The sequence below is a fragment of the Salipiger bermudensis HTCC2601 genome (assembly GCF_000153725.1).
GTDB classification, from domain to species: Bacteria; Pseudomonadota; Alphaproteobacteria; order Rhodobacterales; family Rhodobacteraceae; genus Salipiger; species Salipiger bermudensis.
This window is the reverse complement of record NZ_DS022277.1, coordinates 547,158-562,855: the sequence shown is the minus strand read 5'-3', so window position 1 is coordinate 562,855 and position 15,698 is coordinate 547,158. Positions and strand designations below refer to the sequence as shown.

The 15,698-nt window shown below is 69.6% G+C and carries 16 protein-coding genes; 5 read left to right on the top strand and 11 right to left on the bottom strand.

All coding sequences use genetic code 11. From position 1 onward, the window contains the following. Positions 1 to 34 precede the first annotated feature (34 nt). Genes R2601_RS21635 through R2601_RS21625 form a run of 3 tightly spaced genes read right to left on the bottom strand, consistent with a single transcriptional unit; the run spans position 35 to position 3,317 of the window. On the bottom strand, positions 35 to 964 hold the full coding sequence (locus R2601_RS21635) for a lysylphosphatidylglycerol synthase transmembrane domain-containing protein (RefSeq protein ID WP_007802753.1): 930 nt from the start codon (positions 962 to 964) through the stop codon (positions 35 to 37). Then, positions 961 to 2,580, bottom strand: coding sequence for a sulfatase-like hydrolase/transferase (locus R2601_RS21630; RefSeq protein WP_254656096.1), 1,620 nt, complete (start codon positions 2,578 to 2,580; stop codon positions 961 to 963). The genes R2601_RS21635 and R2601_RS21630 overlap by 4 nt, the downstream gene beginning before the upstream one ends. Further along, positions 2,577 to 3,317, bottom strand: a complete 741-nt coding sequence (locus tag R2601_RS21625) for a CDP-alcohol phosphatidyltransferase family protein (protein ID WP_110740113.1) — start codon at positions 3,315 to 3,317, stop codon at positions 2,577 to 2,579. Before R2601_RS21625 ends, R2601_RS21630 begins: the two co-directional genes overlap by 4 nt. 105 nt (positions 3,318 to 3,422) lie before the next feature. Here R2601_RS21625 and R2601_RS21620 point away from each other — a divergent pair, with 105 nt between their 5' ends. After that, positions 3,423 to 3,974, top strand: coding sequence for a cytochrome b (locus R2601_RS21620; RefSeq protein WP_007802748.1), 552 nt, complete (start codon positions 3,423 to 3,425; stop codon positions 3,972 to 3,974). A 12-nt stretch (positions 3,975 to 3,986) separates the two neighbouring features. Here the strand turns inward: R2601_RS21620 and R2601_RS21615 are convergent, their stop codons facing one another. Next, positions 3,987 to 4,502 (bottom strand): DUF2478 domain-containing protein, encoded by a 516-nt coding sequence (locus R2601_RS21615; RefSeq protein WP_007802746.1) that lies wholly within the window; start codon positions 4,500 to 4,502, stop codon positions 3,987 to 3,989. Between the two features lie 79 nt (positions 4,503 to 4,581). Here R2601_RS21615 and R2601_RS21610 point away from each other — a divergent pair, with 79 nt between their 5' ends. Genes R2601_RS21610 through R2601_RS21595 form a run of 4 tightly spaced genes read left to right on the top strand, consistent with a single transcriptional unit; the run spans position 4,582 to position 8,739 of the window. Beyond that, positions 4,582 to 5,445, top strand: a complete 864-nt coding sequence (locus R2601_RS21610) for a formate dehydrogenase accessory sulfurtransferase FdhD (protein ID WP_007802744.1) — start codon at positions 4,582 to 4,584, stop codon at positions 5,443 to 5,445. Further along, positions 5,442 to 6,092: a molybdenum cofactor guanylyltransferase MobA gene (gene mobA / locus R2601_RS21605; protein WP_007802742.1), complete on the top strand. Its 651-nt coding sequence runs from the start codon at positions 5,442 to 5,444 to the stop codon at positions 6,090 to 6,092. The genes R2601_RS21610 and mobA overlap by 4 nt, the downstream gene beginning before the upstream one ends. Further along, positions 6,089 to 6,580 (top strand): molybdopterin-guanine dinucleotide biosynthesis protein B, encoded by a 492-nt coding sequence (gene mobB, locus R2601_RS21600; protein WP_007802741.1) that lies wholly within the window; start codon positions 6,089 to 6,091, stop codon positions 6,578 to 6,580. Before mobA ends, mobB begins: the two co-directional genes overlap by 4 nt. After that, positions 6,577 to 8,739 carry a molybdopterin-binding protein gene (locus R2601_RS21595; protein WP_007802740.1) on the top strand — a complete coding sequence of 721 codons (2,163 nt, stop codon included), beginning with the start codon at positions 6,577 to 6,579 and terminating at the stop codon, positions 8,737 to 8,739. The genes mobB and R2601_RS21595 overlap by 4 nt, the downstream gene beginning before the upstream one ends. Positions 8,740 to 8,747: 8 nt before the next feature. Here the strand turns inward: R2601_RS21595 and R2601_RS21590 are convergent, their stop codons facing one another. The 7 genes from R2601_RS21590 to R2601_RS21560 form a co-directional block, all read right to left on the bottom strand. Beyond that, positions 8,748 to 8,975 carry a sulfurtransferase TusA family protein gene (locus tag R2601_RS21590; protein WP_040545713.1) on the bottom strand — a complete coding sequence of 76 codons (228 nt, stop codon included), beginning with the start codon at positions 8,973 to 8,975 and terminating at the stop codon, positions 8,748 to 8,750. 45 nt (positions 8,976 to 9,020) lie between these two features. Next, a complete protein-coding gene (locus tag R2601_RS21585; RefSeq protein WP_007802736.1) occupies positions 9,021 to 10,964 on the bottom strand; it encodes a sensor histidine kinase in 1,944 nt (647 codons plus the stop codon). 78 nt (positions 10,965 to 11,042) lie between these two features. After that, positions 11,043 to 11,537 (bottom strand): DUF6505 family protein, encoded by a 495-nt coding sequence (locus R2601_RS21580; protein WP_007802734.1) that lies wholly within the window; start codon positions 11,535 to 11,537, stop codon positions 11,043 to 11,045. Continuing rightward, entirely contained in the window at positions 11,534 to 12,244 is a 711-nt protein-coding gene (locus tag R2601_RS21575; protein ID WP_007802732.1) for a DUF4444 domain-containing protein, read from the bottom strand. The genes R2601_RS21580 and R2601_RS21575 overlap by 4 nt, the downstream gene beginning before the upstream one ends. Beyond that, positions 12,241 to 13,305, bottom strand: coding sequence for an Mrp/NBP35 family ATP-binding protein (locus R2601_RS21570; RefSeq protein ID WP_007802730.1), 1,065 nt, complete (start codon positions 13,303 to 13,305; stop codon positions 12,241 to 12,243). Before R2601_RS21570 ends, R2601_RS21575 begins: the two co-directional genes overlap by 4 nt. A 3-nt stretch (positions 13,306 to 13,308) precedes the next feature. Then, positions 13,309 to 13,500, bottom strand: coding sequence for a DUF6494 family protein (locus R2601_RS21565; protein WP_007802728.1), 192 nt, complete (start codon positions 13,498 to 13,500; stop codon positions 13,309 to 13,311). 23 nt (positions 13,501 to 13,523) lie between these two features. Continuing rightward, positions 13,524 to 15,470 (bottom strand): 4Fe-4S binding protein, encoded by a 1,947-nt coding sequence (locus R2601_RS21560; protein WP_040545712.1) that lies wholly within the window; start codon positions 15,468 to 15,470, stop codon positions 13,524 to 13,526. Positions 15,471 to 15,698 lie beyond the last annotated feature (228 nt).

Here is a 15,698-nt window from a genome sequence, read left to right as displayed (position 1 = left end):
GGCAAAAGTCCTCCCGGTTTTTCAGAAGATTAGGTTATTCGGTCGGTGAAGCAATCTCTGCGGTCTCCTGCGGGGCCTGCTGGGCGGTTCGCCGCAGGAAGAATGCCCCGGGCAGGGCAGAGAGCAGCATGGCGATCCCGAAGGCGATGCTGGCGGCGATCCCCGCCTCGGCCCCGAGCCCCGCCATGGTGAAAAGGCTCGCCGCCGCCCCCTCGCGCCAGCCCCAGCCGGCCACCGAGGCGGGCAGCAGCATGGCGGTGAGGATCAGCGGCACGATCAGCAGCGCCGTGGTGGGTGCGAGCGCGCTGCCGGTGGCACGGGCGGCAAGGGCGAAGGCCGCCACGGTGAGCAGCGCGACCAGCACCGACAGGGCGGTCTGCACCGGCCAGCGCCGCAGCAGCGCCTCGCGCACGGCCCGGCGCCAGCCACCCTCGCGCCCCCCGGCGCGGCCTACCGCCAGCGGCACCGCGCCGATCAGCAGCGCCACGAGGAAAGCGAGGGGCAGCCACGCGATGGCCGGCAGTGCGCTCGCGGCCGGCAGAACATTCTGCGGCGCCACGACGAGCAGCATCAGGCCCAGCACCGCCACCAGCGCCATGCCCGCCTGCCCCGAGGCGCGCTCGAGCACCACCGCCTGCGCGGCGCGGCGCATCGGCCCGCCCTTGCGGCTGCGCATGGCCCGCGCGGCATCTCCCAGCACGCCGCCGGGCAGGGTCTGGTTGACGAATTGCGCAAGGTAATATTCCCGCACCGCCTCTCCCGCGCTCAGGGGCAGGTTGAGGGCCGTCGCCGTGAGCTTCCAGCGCAGCGCCGAGAGTAGCGTCACCGCGTTCAGCAGCGCGATCGCGCCGATGAACCACCCGGCCGACAGCCCCGAGAGCCGGGCCAGCACCGCGCGCCCGTCGGCAAGCCACAGGCAGAGCGCGATCAGCGCCAGCGGCACGAAGACGCGCAGAAGCCTCAAGATCCCTCCTCCGTCTCTCGGCTCGTGGCCTCGAGAAAGCGGTCACGAAAGGCACTCATCGGCCAGCTTGCCAGCGCCGGATCGGGCGTCAGGCCGGCGCTCCAGCCCCAGCCCTCGAACAGCGAGACTGCTTCGGGGGGCCCGATCAGGTGCACCGGCACATCCATGCCGCCCTTCTGCGACACGAAGCCCGCCGCCTGATGGTCGCCCAGCACGATCAGCAGCGGCGGCCTCTCGCGCGGGAGCGCCGCCCAGCTCAGCACCGTCTCTACAGAGTAGTCGAGCGCCCGCCCGTAATGATCGCGGATGGTGTCGCGATTGGCCCAGACCTCGCCCGGCGTCGGGCCCGCGACCGCCTGCGCGTCGAAGACGCTGCCGTCGCCAATCGCCTCCCACGGCACCATCTCTGCCACCGGCGTCCACGGCGCGTGGCTCGAGATCAGCGCGATCTCGGTCATCCGCGGCGCACCCTGTGGCGCCAGTCGCTCATAGGCCGCAAGCGTGTACTGGTCGGGCATGGTCACCCAGTTGAAGGGCAGCCCTTCGTAGCCGAGATCCGCGGCCGCCAAGACCGTCTCGAACCCAAGCTGCGGCCCCTCGGGCCAGGGCATCACGATCGCCGGCGCGACGGCAACGCTTTGGTATCCCGCGTCTTTTGCCAGGGTGAACAGCGTCTTGCGCGGGCTTGTCAGCAGCGCGCGATAGCGGGTCTGATCGCTCACGTCGAGGCCGGAGGCCAGTGCCCCGTGCGCCAGCCAGCTCTGTCCGCCCATCACCGGCGAGGTCAGCCAGCCCGAACGCGCCTCGAGCCCCGCCTGTCTCAGCGCCGCCTCACCCTCCGCAAGCGTTTTTGCATGGCGGGGGGCATAAAGCGGGTTCTCATAGGCGGCGCGGCCGTAGCTTTCGATGAAGGCGATCACCACGTCGCGCCCGCCAAGCTGCGCCAGCAGCCCGCCCCGCCCGGCCCAAGGATCGGTCTCGGCGGCGACACGGAACTCGGCCAGCGCGGCGCGCGAGCGGCTGAAATCGCGCAGGTGCTCGGCGGCGAGGCGCGAGGTGAAGGCGGCGCCCGGCGGGTTCCAGCCCTGCCAGCCGTTCAGCGCGGTGCGGATCTCCGACGCCGAAAGCCCGGCAAAGACCAGCGCTATGGCCCCCGCCAAGAGACGCGCCGAGGCCGGAAGGCGGCTGCCGGTCCGAGCCCAGAGCCGCAGCGCGCGGTAGAGCAGCCACGCCATGGCGGCAAGCGCGAGCATCAGCAGCAGCCCCAGAACCACCGTGCCGACAAGACCGATGCTCCCGGACAGCAGATTCAGCCCGGCAGGCAGCAGGTGCATGTCTGCCAGTGGATCGAAGCCTCGCGCGAAGGCGGTGTAGACGCCGAAATCGGCAAGCTTCACCAACACCATGAGCAACAGCGCCAGCGCCGCGAGCCGCGCCAGCCAAGTCGCCCGCCGCCCCAGCGCGAGAAGCCCCAGCAGAAGCACCGGCAACTCGAGCGGCACAAGCCGCAGGGCGCGCCAGCTGAGCGCGTTCGGATGGTTTGGCTGGATCAGCACGAGATCGATCAGCAAGGCCGAGGCGATAAGCGCAAGGGCCAGCCGCACCCCGCCTTTCACCGGCGCCTCGCCAGCCAGAGCACGTCGGCCGCAAAGGACCATGTCAGCAGCGCCAGCGCGATGAGTGCGAGGACCACGCTCACCGGCGGCATCACCACCGGCGCGAGCAGCACCACCAGAGCGCCGATCTGGATCACGCAGACCAGTTTGCGCCGGAAGCGCTGCGGCAAGGGCGCCGCGAGCCAAGGCAGCGGGTACGAGGCGAGCACGAAGAGATAGCGCATCCCGCCAAGCAGCAGAACCCACGGCCCCGCCGCGCCGCTCTGCCAGACCACGGCGGAGAGCAGCAGCGCGAAAACCGCGTCGACCTCCATGTCGAACCGCGCGCCCCACGGCCCCGCAAGCCCGGCACGGCGCGCCAGCGGCCCGTCAAGCCCGTCGAGCGCCAGCGTCCCGAGCGCCAGGGCAAAGATCGCCCAGCCGGTCCTGCCCTCGGTGAGCTCGGGGCGCAGCAGCGGCACCAGCATCAGCGCCGCGAGCGCCAGCCGGCCAAGGGTAAGCGCATTGGCATAACCGAGACGCGGCGCACGCCAGTGGCGCTGCAGGCACAGCGCGACAACGCCCGCGCCAAGCCCGAAGCCCAGCACCGGCGTCAGCATCCGCACGCCCGCAAGAAGCTCGGCGCCGAAGAGCAGCGCGGCGGCGAACCCGCCCGCCAGCATGAGAAGCGCCGCAAATGGCCCCGGTCCGCCGGGGCCGGCGTCGCGTGGACGGGAATGTGCGTGGGTTATGTGCATCTTCAATGAAGTGTCCCAGCCGGCTTCTCTGTCAAGCTGAGTGCTGTTTACCGAGCGTCAGGGTTCATATTATCGTGAGAAAAACCGCTCACGGAGGAGAGAGCATTGGCATCCCTGTCCGAGGCCGCGCCCGCGCGGTATCCGCGCCTGTCCCGGCTGCTGCATTGGCTGACGGTGATCCTGGTGCTCAGCACAATCCCCGCCGGGCTGATCATGGTGCAGGAGGGGCTCTCGCGCCCGCTGCAGAACAGCCTGTTTCTCTATCACAAGAATATCGGCCCGGTGATCCTGATTCTGGTGGTGCTGCGGATCGTGGTGCGCCTCCTCAAACCGGCCCCGCCGTTACCCGCGAGCCTCTCGCGCCCGCAGGTGGTCGCCGCCGAGGCGGTGCACGGGCTGCTCTACCTGACCCTCATCGTGATGGCATTGTCCGGCATCATCCGGGTCCAGGCCGGTGGTTTTCCGATGGAATTCTGGGACCCGTTCATCGGCGGCATGGTGGCAAAGAGCGAGTCGCTCGCGGACACCGCAAAAGCGGTTCACCACTACGCCCGCTACGTGATCATCGCGCTGATCTTCGCCCATGTGGGCGCCGCGGCAATGCACGGGCTGATCAAGCGCGACGGGGTGTTCAGCCGCATGTGGCCCCCGGTGTGAGGCCTGGCGCGCTCAGGCGGCGGCCGCTTCGCCGATGCGGGCGCGGCACCAGTCGGTGACCGCCTCGACATCGGTCGGCAGCGGCTCGGCCAGCTCCTCGGCGAAGGCGAGAAAGCCCTCGAGATTGCTCTGGTTCACCGCCACGAGCACCGGCACCCCGGCGCCGAGCGCCTCGGCGATCACCGGGCGGAAGCCGCGCCCGTCGAGCTCCTGCTTGCCGAACTTGTTCACCAGCAGCAGCGCCGCGCCCTTGTCGAGCCCGGCGCTCACCAGTCCCACCACCCGCTCGAGCCCTTGCGGATCGAGTCGGCAGCCGCGTGACAGCGCCCCCAGATCCTGGCTGATGCGCACCACGTCGGTGCCGCTCAGCACCTCGAGATCCATGTGACACTTGGTGCTCGGCCCGGTCTCGATATTGTGCTGCACAGCCCCCGCAAGCGGCAGCCCCTCGGCGCGCAGGCGTTGCGCCACCTCGCGCATCACGCTGTCGACCTCGCCGCGGCCGAGGCCCGTCACGTATCCAAGCATGCCCATCCCCTTGCAACTGGTCGGAGCACGTTACAAGATGCCCGGCGCACAGGCCAGAGGAGGCAAGAAAATCCAACCCATGCCAGACTTGCCGCTGCTTCCCGATCCCACCGATCCGCGCCTCACCCGGCGCATCTCGGGCACCGACCAGACCGGTGCACCGACCGAGATCGCGGTGGTCGAGGAGCGACCGCTGACGATCTATCTCAACCGTCAGGAAATCGTCACCGCGATGACCATCGGCGATCACCCCGAGTATCTGGCGCTGGGGTTCCTGCGCAATCAGGGCATGTTGCGCTCCGATGACGTGGTGACCGGCGTCGATTACGACGACGAGACCGAGACCGTGGTCGTCCGCACCGAGCGCGAGACGTCCTACGAGGAGAAGGTGCAGAAGAAGACCCGCACCTCGGGCTGTGCCGTGGGCACCGTCTTCGGCGACATGATGGAGGGGCTCGAGGGGCTGACCCTGCCCGACGCGCAGGTGCGCAGCTCGTGGCTCTATGCGCTGGCGAAAGAGATCAACACCACGCCCTCGCTCTATCTCGAGGCAGGGGCGATCCACGGCACGGTGCTGTGTCAGGGCGACAGGCCTCTGGTCTACATGGAAGATGTCGGGCGCCACAACGCCGTCGACAAGATCTCGGGCTTCATGTTCCGCCATGGTGTCGCGGCGCAGGACAAGATCCTCTACACCACCGGCCGGCTGACCTCGGAGATGGTGATCAAGACCGCGCTGATGGGCATCCCGGTGCTGGCCTCGCGCTCGGGCTTTACCGCGTGGGGGGTCGAGATCGCCCGTCAGGTCGGGCTCACCCTGATCGGGCGGATGCGCGGCCAGCGCTTCGTCTGCCTCTCCGGCGAGGCGCGGCTCTTGCGCGATGTCGATCCTGCAAGCGTGCCCGAAGAGGACCGCAAGTCGCGCCGGAAGGCCGCCGAATGAGCCGGGTCCTGCAACAGCCGCTCGGCGTGATCCTCGCCGGCGGGCTCGCCACGCGCATGGGCGGCGGTGACAAGGGCCTCCTTGAGATCGGCGGCGCGCCGCTCCTGCAGCGGGTGATCGACCGGCTGGAGCCGCAGGTGGCCGGGGTCGCGCTCAACGCCAACGGCGATCCGGCACGCTTCGAGAGCTACGGCCTGCCGGTGTTGCCCGACAGCGTCAGCGGCTTTCCGGGGCCGCTGGCGGGCGTGCTGGCGGGTCTCGACTGGGCCGCCAAACAGGGCGCAGACAGCATCGTGACGGTGGCCGCCGACACGCCGTTCTTTCCCTGCGATCTGGTGCCGCGACTGCTGCTCGCCGCCGAGGACGCGCCGCATCCGCTGGCGCTCGCCTGCACGCCGCGCTCCGGCGATGAGGCGCTGAAATCCGGCGGCGGCAAGCGCATCAACCGCCACCCCACCTTCGGCCTCTGGCCGGTGGCACTGGCCGATGACCTGCGCGCGGCGCTTGAGGACGGCCTGCGCAAGGTGGTGCTCTGGACCAACCGGCACGGCGCCGGCGAGGCGCTGTTCCCCGCCGAGCCGTTCGATCCGTTCTTCAACGTCAACACGCCCGAGGATCTGGCCCGCGCCCGCGAGCTCGCGTCATGAGACTCTACGGCGTGACCGGCAGCAAGAACTGCGGCAAGACCGGGCTGATGGAGCGGCTGGTGCCCGAGATCTGCGCGCGCGGCTTGACCGTCTCGACCGTCAAGCACGCCCATCACAGCACCGATGTCGACCAGCCGGGGCGCGACAGCTTCCGCCACCGCGAGGCCGGCGCCAGCGAGGTGCTGCTCGCCTCGCCCAACCGCTGGGCCCTGATGCACGAGCTGCGTGACGCGCCCGAGCCGCCGCTTTCGGATCTGCTGGGCAAGCTCTCGCCGGTCGATCTGATCCTGATCGAAGGCTACAAGCGCGAGCCGCATCCGAAGATCGAGGCGCACCGCGCCGAGACCGGTAAGCCGCTGCTCTCGCCCGACAACGCCAGCATCCGCGCCGTCGCCGCCGACAGCGCCGTCGAGACCGCCCTGCCCCGCTTCGATCTCGACGACACGCGCGCCATCGCCGATTTCATCCTGCGAGAGGTTGGGTTGTGAGTTTCGACACCATCGTCGTGGTCGACTGGTCCGGCGCCTCGTCGCCCTCGCCCGTGAAACCGTCGAAGGACGCGATCTGGATCGGCGTTGCCCGTCGGGGCACGGCTGAGGTCGAGACCAGCTACCACCGCACCCGCCACGACGCGACCGAGACGCTCGCCATGCTGTTTGAAGCCGAGCGCGCCGCCGGGCGCCGGGTGCTGGCCGGGTTCGACTTCCCCTTCGGCTACCCGCGCGGCTTTGCCGAGGCGGTGAGCGGCGAGGCCGACCCCCTGACGCTCTGGCGCGCCCTGAGCGACCGCATCGAGGACGCGCCCGACAACGCCAACAACCGCTTCGCCGTCGCCGCCGGGCTCAACGATGTCTTTCCCGGCATCGGCCCGTTCTGGGGCTGCCCCGACAACCTTGGCGATCCGCGGCTGCCCAGCAAGGGGACCCTGCGCCACGGCCACGGCATGACCGAGCGCCGCGCCTGCGACCGGACCAAGGGCGCGCAGCCGGTCTGGAAGCTCTTCACCACCGGCTCCGTCGGCTCGCAGGCGCTGCTCGGCATCGCCCGGCTGCAAGCCCTGCGCCACCGCTTCGGTCCAGATCTCGCCGTGCGTCCGTTCGAGCGCCACGATGCGCCCATCACCCTTGTCGAGCTCTTCCCGTCGCTGATCGCCCCGACGGTGGAGGCGCTGGCGGAAGAAAACGAGATCAAGGACCGCGCGCAGGTCCGCATCCTTGCCGCCGCGCTGGCGCAGCTCGCGCCGCGCCAGCTTGACGCCATGACCCGCGAGGGCGACGCCGAGGAGGGCTGGATTCTCGGTCTCGGCCACGAAACCCTGCTCGAAAGCGCCGCCCGCGCCGCCTTTGCCACGCCCGATCCGTTGGAAGACATGCCCAAGACCGACCTCATGCCGCCCCGCCTTCGCGACGATTGCTTTGCCATGCCGCAGGGGGTGAGCTGGGTGCCGGTGGACGATGCGCTGGCCAAGCTGCACGATGCGCTGCACCCGGTGACCGGGCTCGAGATCCTGCCCACCGCGCGCACCGCGGGCCGGGTACTGGCGGCAGATGTGACGGCGAAACGTTCCAATCCGCCGATGCCCAACTCGGCGGTGGACGGCTACGGCTTTGCCCACGGGGCCACGGGCACGGGTGTCCAGCGCCTGCCGCTGGTCGCGGGCCGCGCCGCCGCCGGCCAGCCCTACCCGCACGCGGTGCCTCCGGGCCATGCGATCCGCATTCTGACCGGTGCGATCCTGCCCGAGGGGGTCGACACCGTGGTGCTCGAGGAAGACACCAACACCGACGCGACCACCGTGGTCTTCGATGGCCCCGCAAAGCCCCGCGCCAACACCCGCAAGGATGGCGAGGACGTGGCCGCAGGCGCGCCGGCGCTGCCCAAGGGCCGCCGCCTGCGCGCCCCCGATCTAGCGCTGGCCTCGGCGCTCGGCATCGGCGAGCTGCCGGTGCACCGCCCGCTGCGGGTGGGCGTCGTCTCGACCGGCGACGAGATCGTCGCCGCCCCCGACCGCCCCGCCGCGCCGCACCAGATCTGGGACGCCAACCGCCCGATGCTGCTGGCGCTGGCCTCGGGCTGGCACTGCGAGGCGGTGGATCTGGGCCACGTGCCCGACGATCCCGAGCAGATCGCCGCACGGCTCGACGAGGGCGCGCGCAAGGCCGACGTGATCCTGACCTCCGGCGGCGCCTCGGCGGGCGACGAGGACCACGTCTCGGCCCTGCTGCGCCAGCGCGGCACGCTCTCGAGCTGGCGCATCGCACTGAAACCGGGCCGTCCGCTGGCGCTGGCCATGTGGGAGGGCACGCCGGTCTTCGGGCTGCCGGGCAACCCGGTGGCGGCACTGGTCTGCGCGCTGATCTTCGCCCGCCCCGCGTTGTCGCTGATGGCGGGCGCGGGCTGGACCGTGCCGCAGGGCTTCACCGTTCCGGCGGCGTTCTCCAAGCGCAAGAAGCCGGGCCGCCGGGAATACCTGCGCGCACGGCTCACCGAAGACGGCCATGCAGAGGTGTTCGCCTCGGAAGGCTCGGGCCGGATCAGCGGTCTGTCGTGGGCGGACGGACTGGTGGAACTGCCCGATGAGGCGGTGGAGGTCACCCCCGGCACCCCGGTGCGCTACATTCCCTACGCCTCGTTCGGGCTGATCTGAGGCAGAGCTCAGGCCTTGCGGATCAGGTAGACCTGCGCGTCCTGAACCTCGGAGGCGCCGAGGAACGCGTGCCCGGCCTCGGTGCAGAAATGCGGCACGTCGATCACCGCCGCCGGGTCAGTCGCGACGATGCGCAACACCTGCCCGCTCTGCATCCCCTGCAGGCGCTTGCGCGCCTTCAGCACCGGTAGCGGGCAGAGCAGCCCGCGCGCGTCGAGTTCGTGATCCCAGTCCATGGTCCTCAAATAGGCGTCCCCCGTGCCGCTGTCCATCCCGCGCGTCTAGGCGACCGGCAGCCAGACGGTGAACACCGCCCCGCCCTCCGGGGCATTGCCAGCCGTGATGATCCCGCCCGCGCCCTGCACGATGCTCTGCGAGATCGAGAGCCCAAGCCCGGTGCCCTCGCCGCGCCGGGTGGTGAAGAACGGATCGAAGAGCGACCCGAGTGCCTCCTCGGCGATCCCCGGCCCGCTGTCACGCACCGTCAGCGCAACGCCCGCGACGCCCTCGCGCATCTCTTCCGCGAGGCTCAGCCAGAGATGCCCGCGCCCGCTCATCGCCTGCGCCGCGTTGAGGATCAGGTTGATCGACACCTGCTGCATCTCGCCCGCATCGATGGCCACCAGCGGCAGCTCCGGCAGGTCGGTCTGCACCTCGATGGCGCCCTTGCTCAGCGCGTGATCGACCAGCATCAGCGAGTCCTCGACCACCGGCGCCAGCGCCACCGTCTCGGCGCAGTCGGAATACTCGGACGGTTGCGCGAATTTCAGCAGTTTGCCAACGATGGCCTCCATCCGCATCACCTGCCGGTCGATCAGCGTGAGCTCGGTCTCGACCCGGCCCGCCTCGGCGCCCAGTTCCATGCGGATCACGTCGACATTGCCCTGAATGACCGCCATCGGGTTGTTGATCTCATGCGCCACCCCAGCGGTGATCTCGCCGATGGCGGCGAGCTTCTCGCTCATCACCAGCTGCCGGAAGGTCTGTTCGAGCTTCGCGTTCGCCTCGCGCAACTCGGCAGTGCGTGTGTCGACGCGGTCTTCGAGCTCCTCGGCCCAGGCGCGGAGTTTGAGGTCGCGATCCTGCACCTGGTCGAGCAGATCGTCGAGATGGCCCGCCACCTGCCCGATCTCGTCGCGCGCGCCGACCGGACCGATGCGCGCCGCAAGGTTGCCGCGCCCGACGCGGCGCATGGTCAAGGTCATGCGCTCGAGCGGCGCAAAAATGCCCTTGGCCATCCACAGAAAGACCGGCGCCGAGAGCAGCATGACTGCCGCGAAGGCCGCCATCATCCAGAGATAGGCATCCCGCTTGGCCTGTGCGAAGGGCGCCTCGAGCATCCCGACATAGAGCATCCCCACCCGCTGGCCGAAGCTGTCGGTCAGTGGCAGGTAGCCCGAAATGTACCAGTCGTTCACCACGAAGGCGCGGTCGAGCCAGGTCTGCCCCTCGTCGAGCACCGCCTGCCGCACCGAGGCCGAAACCCGCGTGCCGAGCGCCCGCACATCCTCGAAGAGCCGCACATTGGTCGAAATGCGCACGTCGTCGAGAAACAGCGTCGCGGTACCCTGACGCGTGCCGCCGGTGACGGGGTTGAGATAGACCAGCGCGTTGATCGCGTCGATGAAACCGAGATTGCCGTTTAGCAGGATGCCCCCCACCAGCACGCCTTCGTGGTCCGGAAGCCGCACCGGGCTGGCCGCGTGCACCACCATGCCGCGATCCTCGACTTGCCGCTCGGTGGGCACCGCGGCGGTGGTCTCGATCAGGTCGATGCGGGCGCGGGTTTCGAGGTCCCCCGGCAGCGCCGCCAGCACTTCCGGCGGGAAGATGTCGATGGCGGTCTCGGCGCGGCCGCGGCGGGCGGCGTCGATCACCGGCCAGCGCGAGCCGACGCCGTCGCTGGCGCCAGAGGGCAGGTAATAGAGGAAATCGAGCCCCAGCTCTCGGCGCTTGGCGTCGAGAAACTGCGGCTCCGGCACGTCGCCCTCGAGCGCCACGTCGAAGGCCAGCGACTCGGCCACGCCGGTCAGCTCCTCTCCGGTGCGGGTCATCAGCTGCGACAGGTACTGCTCGGCGATGCGCAGATCGCTCTGCACGTTGGCCGCCAGCACCTTGTCGTAATCGCCGGTCCAGCGGGTCATGCCGAGCAGAAGCAGCAGCGGCATCAGCAGCACCAGCGGCGCCAGCGCGAGGATCAGCAGGCGCAGGCGGACGGTGGTCATCGGGCAGCGATCCTCGGGCGGGTCCTGAAGCTCATCGGGGCCGAGCCTAGCACGGCCCCGGCGCGCGGTCAGCGCGGATCAGTGGTGGTGCGGCTCGTCGTCGAGCGAGCCGTGGATGGCGAACTGGTCGAGCCCGGCGTCGCTGGACTCGATCACGCGGTAGGCCTCGCGCACGCCGGATTCGGTCAACTCGCGCGCCACGGTCAACAGGGTGTTGGGCGCGTGATCCTCGCAAAGCTCGACCATCTGGCCGATCTCCTCCTGCGCCACGGGCCGGGCGGCCTCGGCGGAGGGTGCGCCGTAATAGGTGACGAAGTGTTCCGCCAGCAGGTCGGTCAGCGCCTCGAGCTCGGCCGGCTCCAGCGCGGTGACGGCGACAAAGGTCGCGCGACCGAAGGTCTCGAGACCGAGCCAGCCATTGGCAAAGGCCTGCCGCGGCTTGCCGGTCAGGTCGCCCTCGGTCCAGTTGGAGAACTCGAACCCGCCCGAGATGCACCACTCGCCGGTGCGGGCGGGCGAGGCGTAGACGCGCATGTCGCTCTCGTCGAAATGGATGGCGCGGGCAAGCTTCATGGGGCGGGCTCCAGAACGGTTGTCAGCGGGATAAGATGGGTGGTCTCACCGTCGCGCAGCAGCATGCCGAAATCCTCATCGACGCCGAGGAACTTGCCGGTGAGGCCATCTCGGGTGATCTCTTCGCCCATGTCCTGCGCCAGACCGCGCCACTCGGAATGCAGGGCGCGGCTGCCCTCCTCGTCCCAGCGGTTGATCCAGTTGAGGCTGTGCCGCGCCCAAGCCTCGATCAGCGCGTGCGGCGACACCTCGGCGCAGCCCTCGGCATAAAGCGAGGTCTGGTCCGGCGTGTCGCCGGGGCGGTCGCTGGCCGGGATCAGCGGCAGGGTGAAGCCGATGACGAGCCAGTCGGGCACGGCGGCGGGATCGGCGGTCGAGGCCATCGCCCGGAAGCGCCCGCAGGCCGCGCCGTTGACGCGGATGCCGCCGTCCCAGTCGAGATGCACGGCCACCTCGGGCGGGGCCATCACGCCAAGCGCGTTCTGGAACCCCACACCGCAGAGCGGCAGCATCGCCATGGCCTTGGCCAGCGGCACCTCGGGGGCAAAGACCAGCGCCGCCTGCGCGACGCTGGCATTGACGCGATAGGCCACCAGCCCGGCGTCGCAGCCCAGCAGCGCCCGCTGGCAGGCGTGGTCGAAGGCATCGGTCGACACCGCCTCGCCCCAGAGCAGCGGCGGAAAGGCCAGCGCGTCGGCCTCGCTCATGCCACCCCCTTCGCCACCAGCGCGGCGGCGACGTCGTGAAACGCCTTGGCCTGACCGCTGTCGGGCTGGCTCACCACGATCGGCGCGCCGCCATCGGAGGCAAGGCGGATCTGCAGGTCGAGCGGGATCTCGGCCAGAAGCGGCACGCCGAGCTTGGCCGCCTCGGAAGCGACCCCGCCATGGCCGAAGACATGCTCCTCGTGGCCGCAGGCCGAGCAGATATGCGTCGACATGTTCTCGATCATGCCAAGCAGCGGCACGTTGAGCTGCTTGAACATGTCGATGCCCTTGCGCGCGTCCAGAAGCGCCACGTCCTGCGGCGTCGAGACCACGATGGCGCCGTCGACCTGCGCCTTCTGGCTCAGGGTCATCTGCACGTCGCCGGTGCCGGGCGGCAGGTCCACGAGCAGCACGTCGAGCGCGCCCCACTGCACCTGAGTCATCATCTGCTGCAGTGCGCCCATGAGCATCGGCCCGCGCCAGACCACCGCCTGATCGTCGTTGGTCATCAGGCCGATCGACATCATGGTGACGCCGTGGTTGCGCAGCGGCAGGATGGTCTTGCCATCGGGGCTTGCGGGGCGGCCCGAGACGCCCAGCATCCGCGGCTGGCTCGGCCCGTAGACATCGGCATCGAGCAGGCCCACGCGGCGGCCCTGCTGCGCCAGCGCACAGGCGAGGTTCGACGACACGGTCGACTTGCCGACCCCGCCCTTGCCGCTGGCAATGGCGATGATGTGGTTGACACCGGGGATCTTCTGCGGCCCCTGCGGCTCGGCCTTGCGGGTGCGCAGTTCCGGCGGCGCTTTCTCGGTGTGGCCGGTCATCACGATCGACACGCCCGTGACACCCTCGGTGGCCTTCAGAGCCGCCTCGGCCTCGTCCTTGATCTTGGTATAGGCGGTGCTGGCGCTCGGCGGGATCTCCATGACGAAACGCACCGCGCCCGCCTCATCGACATTCAGCGCGCGAACCACGCCGCTCGACAGGATATCGCCGCCCGCGACCGGGTCGGCGATGCTTTTCAGGACGGCCTGAACCGTCTCTCTGCTGGCTGGCAAGGTTTACTCCTGTCCCTTGATCTCGCCGTCGACCTCGTGGGTCAGACCAAGCTCTTCGATGGTCACCACCGCCTTGACCTTGAAGGTCTTGCCGGCGGTGTCCTGCTCGCGCATGGCCTCTTCGATGGCCTGCTGCGAGGTGACGCCCACCTGCTTGAGGAACTTGCGCATGGACATGTTGAAATCGTCGCTCATATCGGCCTCCCTGTGTGGCGCGCTCAGTGGTCGCGCCGCTTGCTGAGATAATCGTCCGTGGTGCGCGGACGCCGCGGCTCACCCACCGCGAAGGGGTTGTTTTCGGAATGATACTGCGCGTTGACGCGGCAGTCGTCACACATCTGGATCATCCGCAGCTTGTCGCCGTCGAACATCGGATGGGCCTGAAGCTTTTCGGTGATCCGGTCAATGGTCGATTTCACCCCGAAGAGCGTACCGCACTCGACACAGGCGAAAGGCTCTTCCTCGTTCAGCACCTTCTGGTCGAAGGCCTCGTCGGTGAGCAGGAGCCGCGGCTCGTAGGCAATGGCGTCCTCGGGGCAGACATTGGCGCAGAGCCCGCATTGCAGGCAGGCATCCTCCTGAAAGCGCAGCTGCGGCAGATCCGGGTTGTCGCCAAGCGCGCCCGAGGGGCAGAGCGAAACGCAGGACAGGCACAGCGTGCAGGCGTCCTGATCGACCAGCACCGCGCCATAAGGCGCGCCTTCCGGCAGCGCGAGGCTCTCGGTTTCTGGGTGCAGGGCGCGGGCGGCCTGACGGGTGATCTGGCGCCGGGTGCCCATCGGGCGCACCGGCGTGGTGACCGGCGTGGGGGCCTCTTCGCCGTAAAGCGCCGCCGACATGGCGTCGGGATCGGGCGTGTCGAGCAGCGTGACCTTGTCGCCGCAGCTGATCGCGTTCGAGAGCGCCACCTGTGTCCCGAGCGCCGGCAGGTCGGCGCCGGGCCCGGGCAGCAGCGTCACCGAGGCGAAGCCGGCGGCAAGGGCCGCGACGGTCTCGGCATGGCCGAAGGCACCGATGGCGCGGATCTCGAGCGGGATCACATCCGCCGGCAGCCCGTCGCCGTGGCGCGCCGAGAGCCGGATCATCTCGGCCCCGTGGGCATCGTGCACCAGCAGGCGCGGCGCGGTGCCGCCGGCGTCGAGATAGGTCTTGGCCAGCGTCTGCACCCGGCGGAAGGTCAGGTCCACCGGCGGCGCGTCGTAGCTGATCGCCCCCGAGGGACAGGCCGAGGAGCACGCGCCGCAGCCGGCGCAGATCATCGGATCGACGCTCACATGGTCGCCATCGGGCGAGATCGCGCCGGTCGGGCAGAGATCGAGGCAGGAGGTGCAGCCCACCTGGCCGGCGCGGCTATGGGCGCAGAGAAGCGGCTCGGTCCGCACGTAGAGCGGTTTCTCGAAGGTGCCGACCAGATGCGACGCCGCCATCACCGCCGCGGCCACCGCCTGCGGGCGGCCCGGATCGGCACGCAGGTAGCCTTCGCGCTTCTCATGCGCCGGGAACAGCGGCGCGTCGCGGCGCAGGTCGAGGATCACGTCGCACTCGGACACGCCGCCATCGCGCGGCTCGGTCAGGGTGAAGCTGCCGCGCCCGCCGGGCTCGATCATGCGCAGCGCGTCGATGGTCACGCGGAACTGGCCGAGCGCGCCCTGCGCCTTGCGCAGCCGTCCCGTCACCACGTCATAGGCGCGGGTGTCGGGCAGGTCGTCGGAGCTCTCAAGCAGCACCGTGACGCCCAGATGAGGCGCAAGCTGGTCTGCGGCCTCGAGCGCCACCTCGGGCGCGCCGAGGATCAGGCACAGCCCCTCCGAGATCACGTCGAGCGATTTCTCCGGCGCTGCGGGCAACATCGCCTCCGCCGCCAATGCGGACATTTTGGGTAGTTTGGACCCTTCGTCCGCGCTCCACCCAGCCCGGTCGCGCAGGTCGAGAAGCGGCGCGGGCTCGAGCTCGAGCTCGTCGGCGAGGGCTTCGAAGGTGCGCGCCTCCTGAGTGCAGCAGAGCACCGCATTACCTTGCGTCAACCCTTTTGCGGCAAGCTCGATCTGGCTGGTGCAGAGCGCCTTGCAAGGGGGGGTCACCTCGAATCCCGTCGCCTCGGACAACGCCTTGGCGTCGATCGACTGGGTGCCCATGCAATCGCATGTTATCAAGGTCTTGGTCATGATGTCCTTCCTGGCGGGCGCGGCCGGAGCCTGCCCCTGAGCGCACGGATTGGCGATTAGCTAGCCTCGATTCGACATGCTCCTCAACTCAATTTCCCGCGCGGCTTTCCGCCGACCGCCCGGCGTGACCGCCCAAGCCCGGCGGATTGATTCGCATGCCGCAATGCGGCACTTTTCCCAAGCAAAACACTCAAGTTGGACAGTCTGTCCGAGCACCCTGACCGCCCG

Bases quoted from the DNA above. Each gene is read 5' to 3' on its own strand.
- R2601_RS21625 (WP_110740113.1), bottom strand. From the start codon at position 3,317: ATGCACATAACCCACGCACATTCCCGTCCACGCGACGCCGGCCCCGGC.
- R2601_RS21615 (WP_007802746.1), bottom strand. From the start codon at position 4,502: ATGCTTGGATACGTGACGGGCCTCGGCCGCGGCGAGGTCGACAGCGTG.
- R2601_RS21610 (WP_007802744.1), top strand. From the start codon at position 4,582: ATGCCAGACTTGCCGCTGCTTCCCGATCCCACCGATCCGCGCCTCACC.
- mobA (WP_007802742.1), top strand. From the start codon at position 5,442: ATGAGCCGGGTCCTGCAACAGCCGCTCGGCGTGATCCTCGCCGGCGGG.
- mobB (WP_007802741.1), top strand. From the start codon at position 6,089: ATGAGACTCTACGGCGTGACCGGCAGCAAGAACTGCGGCAAGACCGGG.
- R2601_RS21590 (WP_040545713.1), bottom strand. From the start codon at position 8,975: ATGGACTGGGATCACGAACTCGACGCGCGCGGGCTGCTCTGCCCGCTA.
- R2601_RS21585 (WP_007802736.1), bottom strand. From the start codon at position 10,964: ATGACCACCGTCCGCCTGCGCCTGCTGATCCTCGCGCTGGCGCCGCTG.
- R2601_RS21580 (WP_007802734.1), bottom strand. From the start codon at position 11,537: ATGAAGCTTGCCCGCGCCATCCATTTCGACGAGAGCGACATGCGCGTC.
- R2601_RS21575 (WP_007802732.1), bottom strand. From the start codon at position 12,244: ATGAGCGAGGCCGACGCGCTGGCCTTTCCGCCGCTGCTCTGGGGCGAG.
- R2601_RS21565 (WP_007802728.1), bottom strand. From the start codon at position 13,500: ATGAGCGACGATTTCAACATGTCCATGCGCAAGTTCCTCAAGCAGGTG.
- R2601_RS21560 (WP_040545712.1), bottom strand. From the start codon at position 15,470: ATGACCAAGACCTTGATAACATGCGATTGCATGGGCACCCAGTCGATC.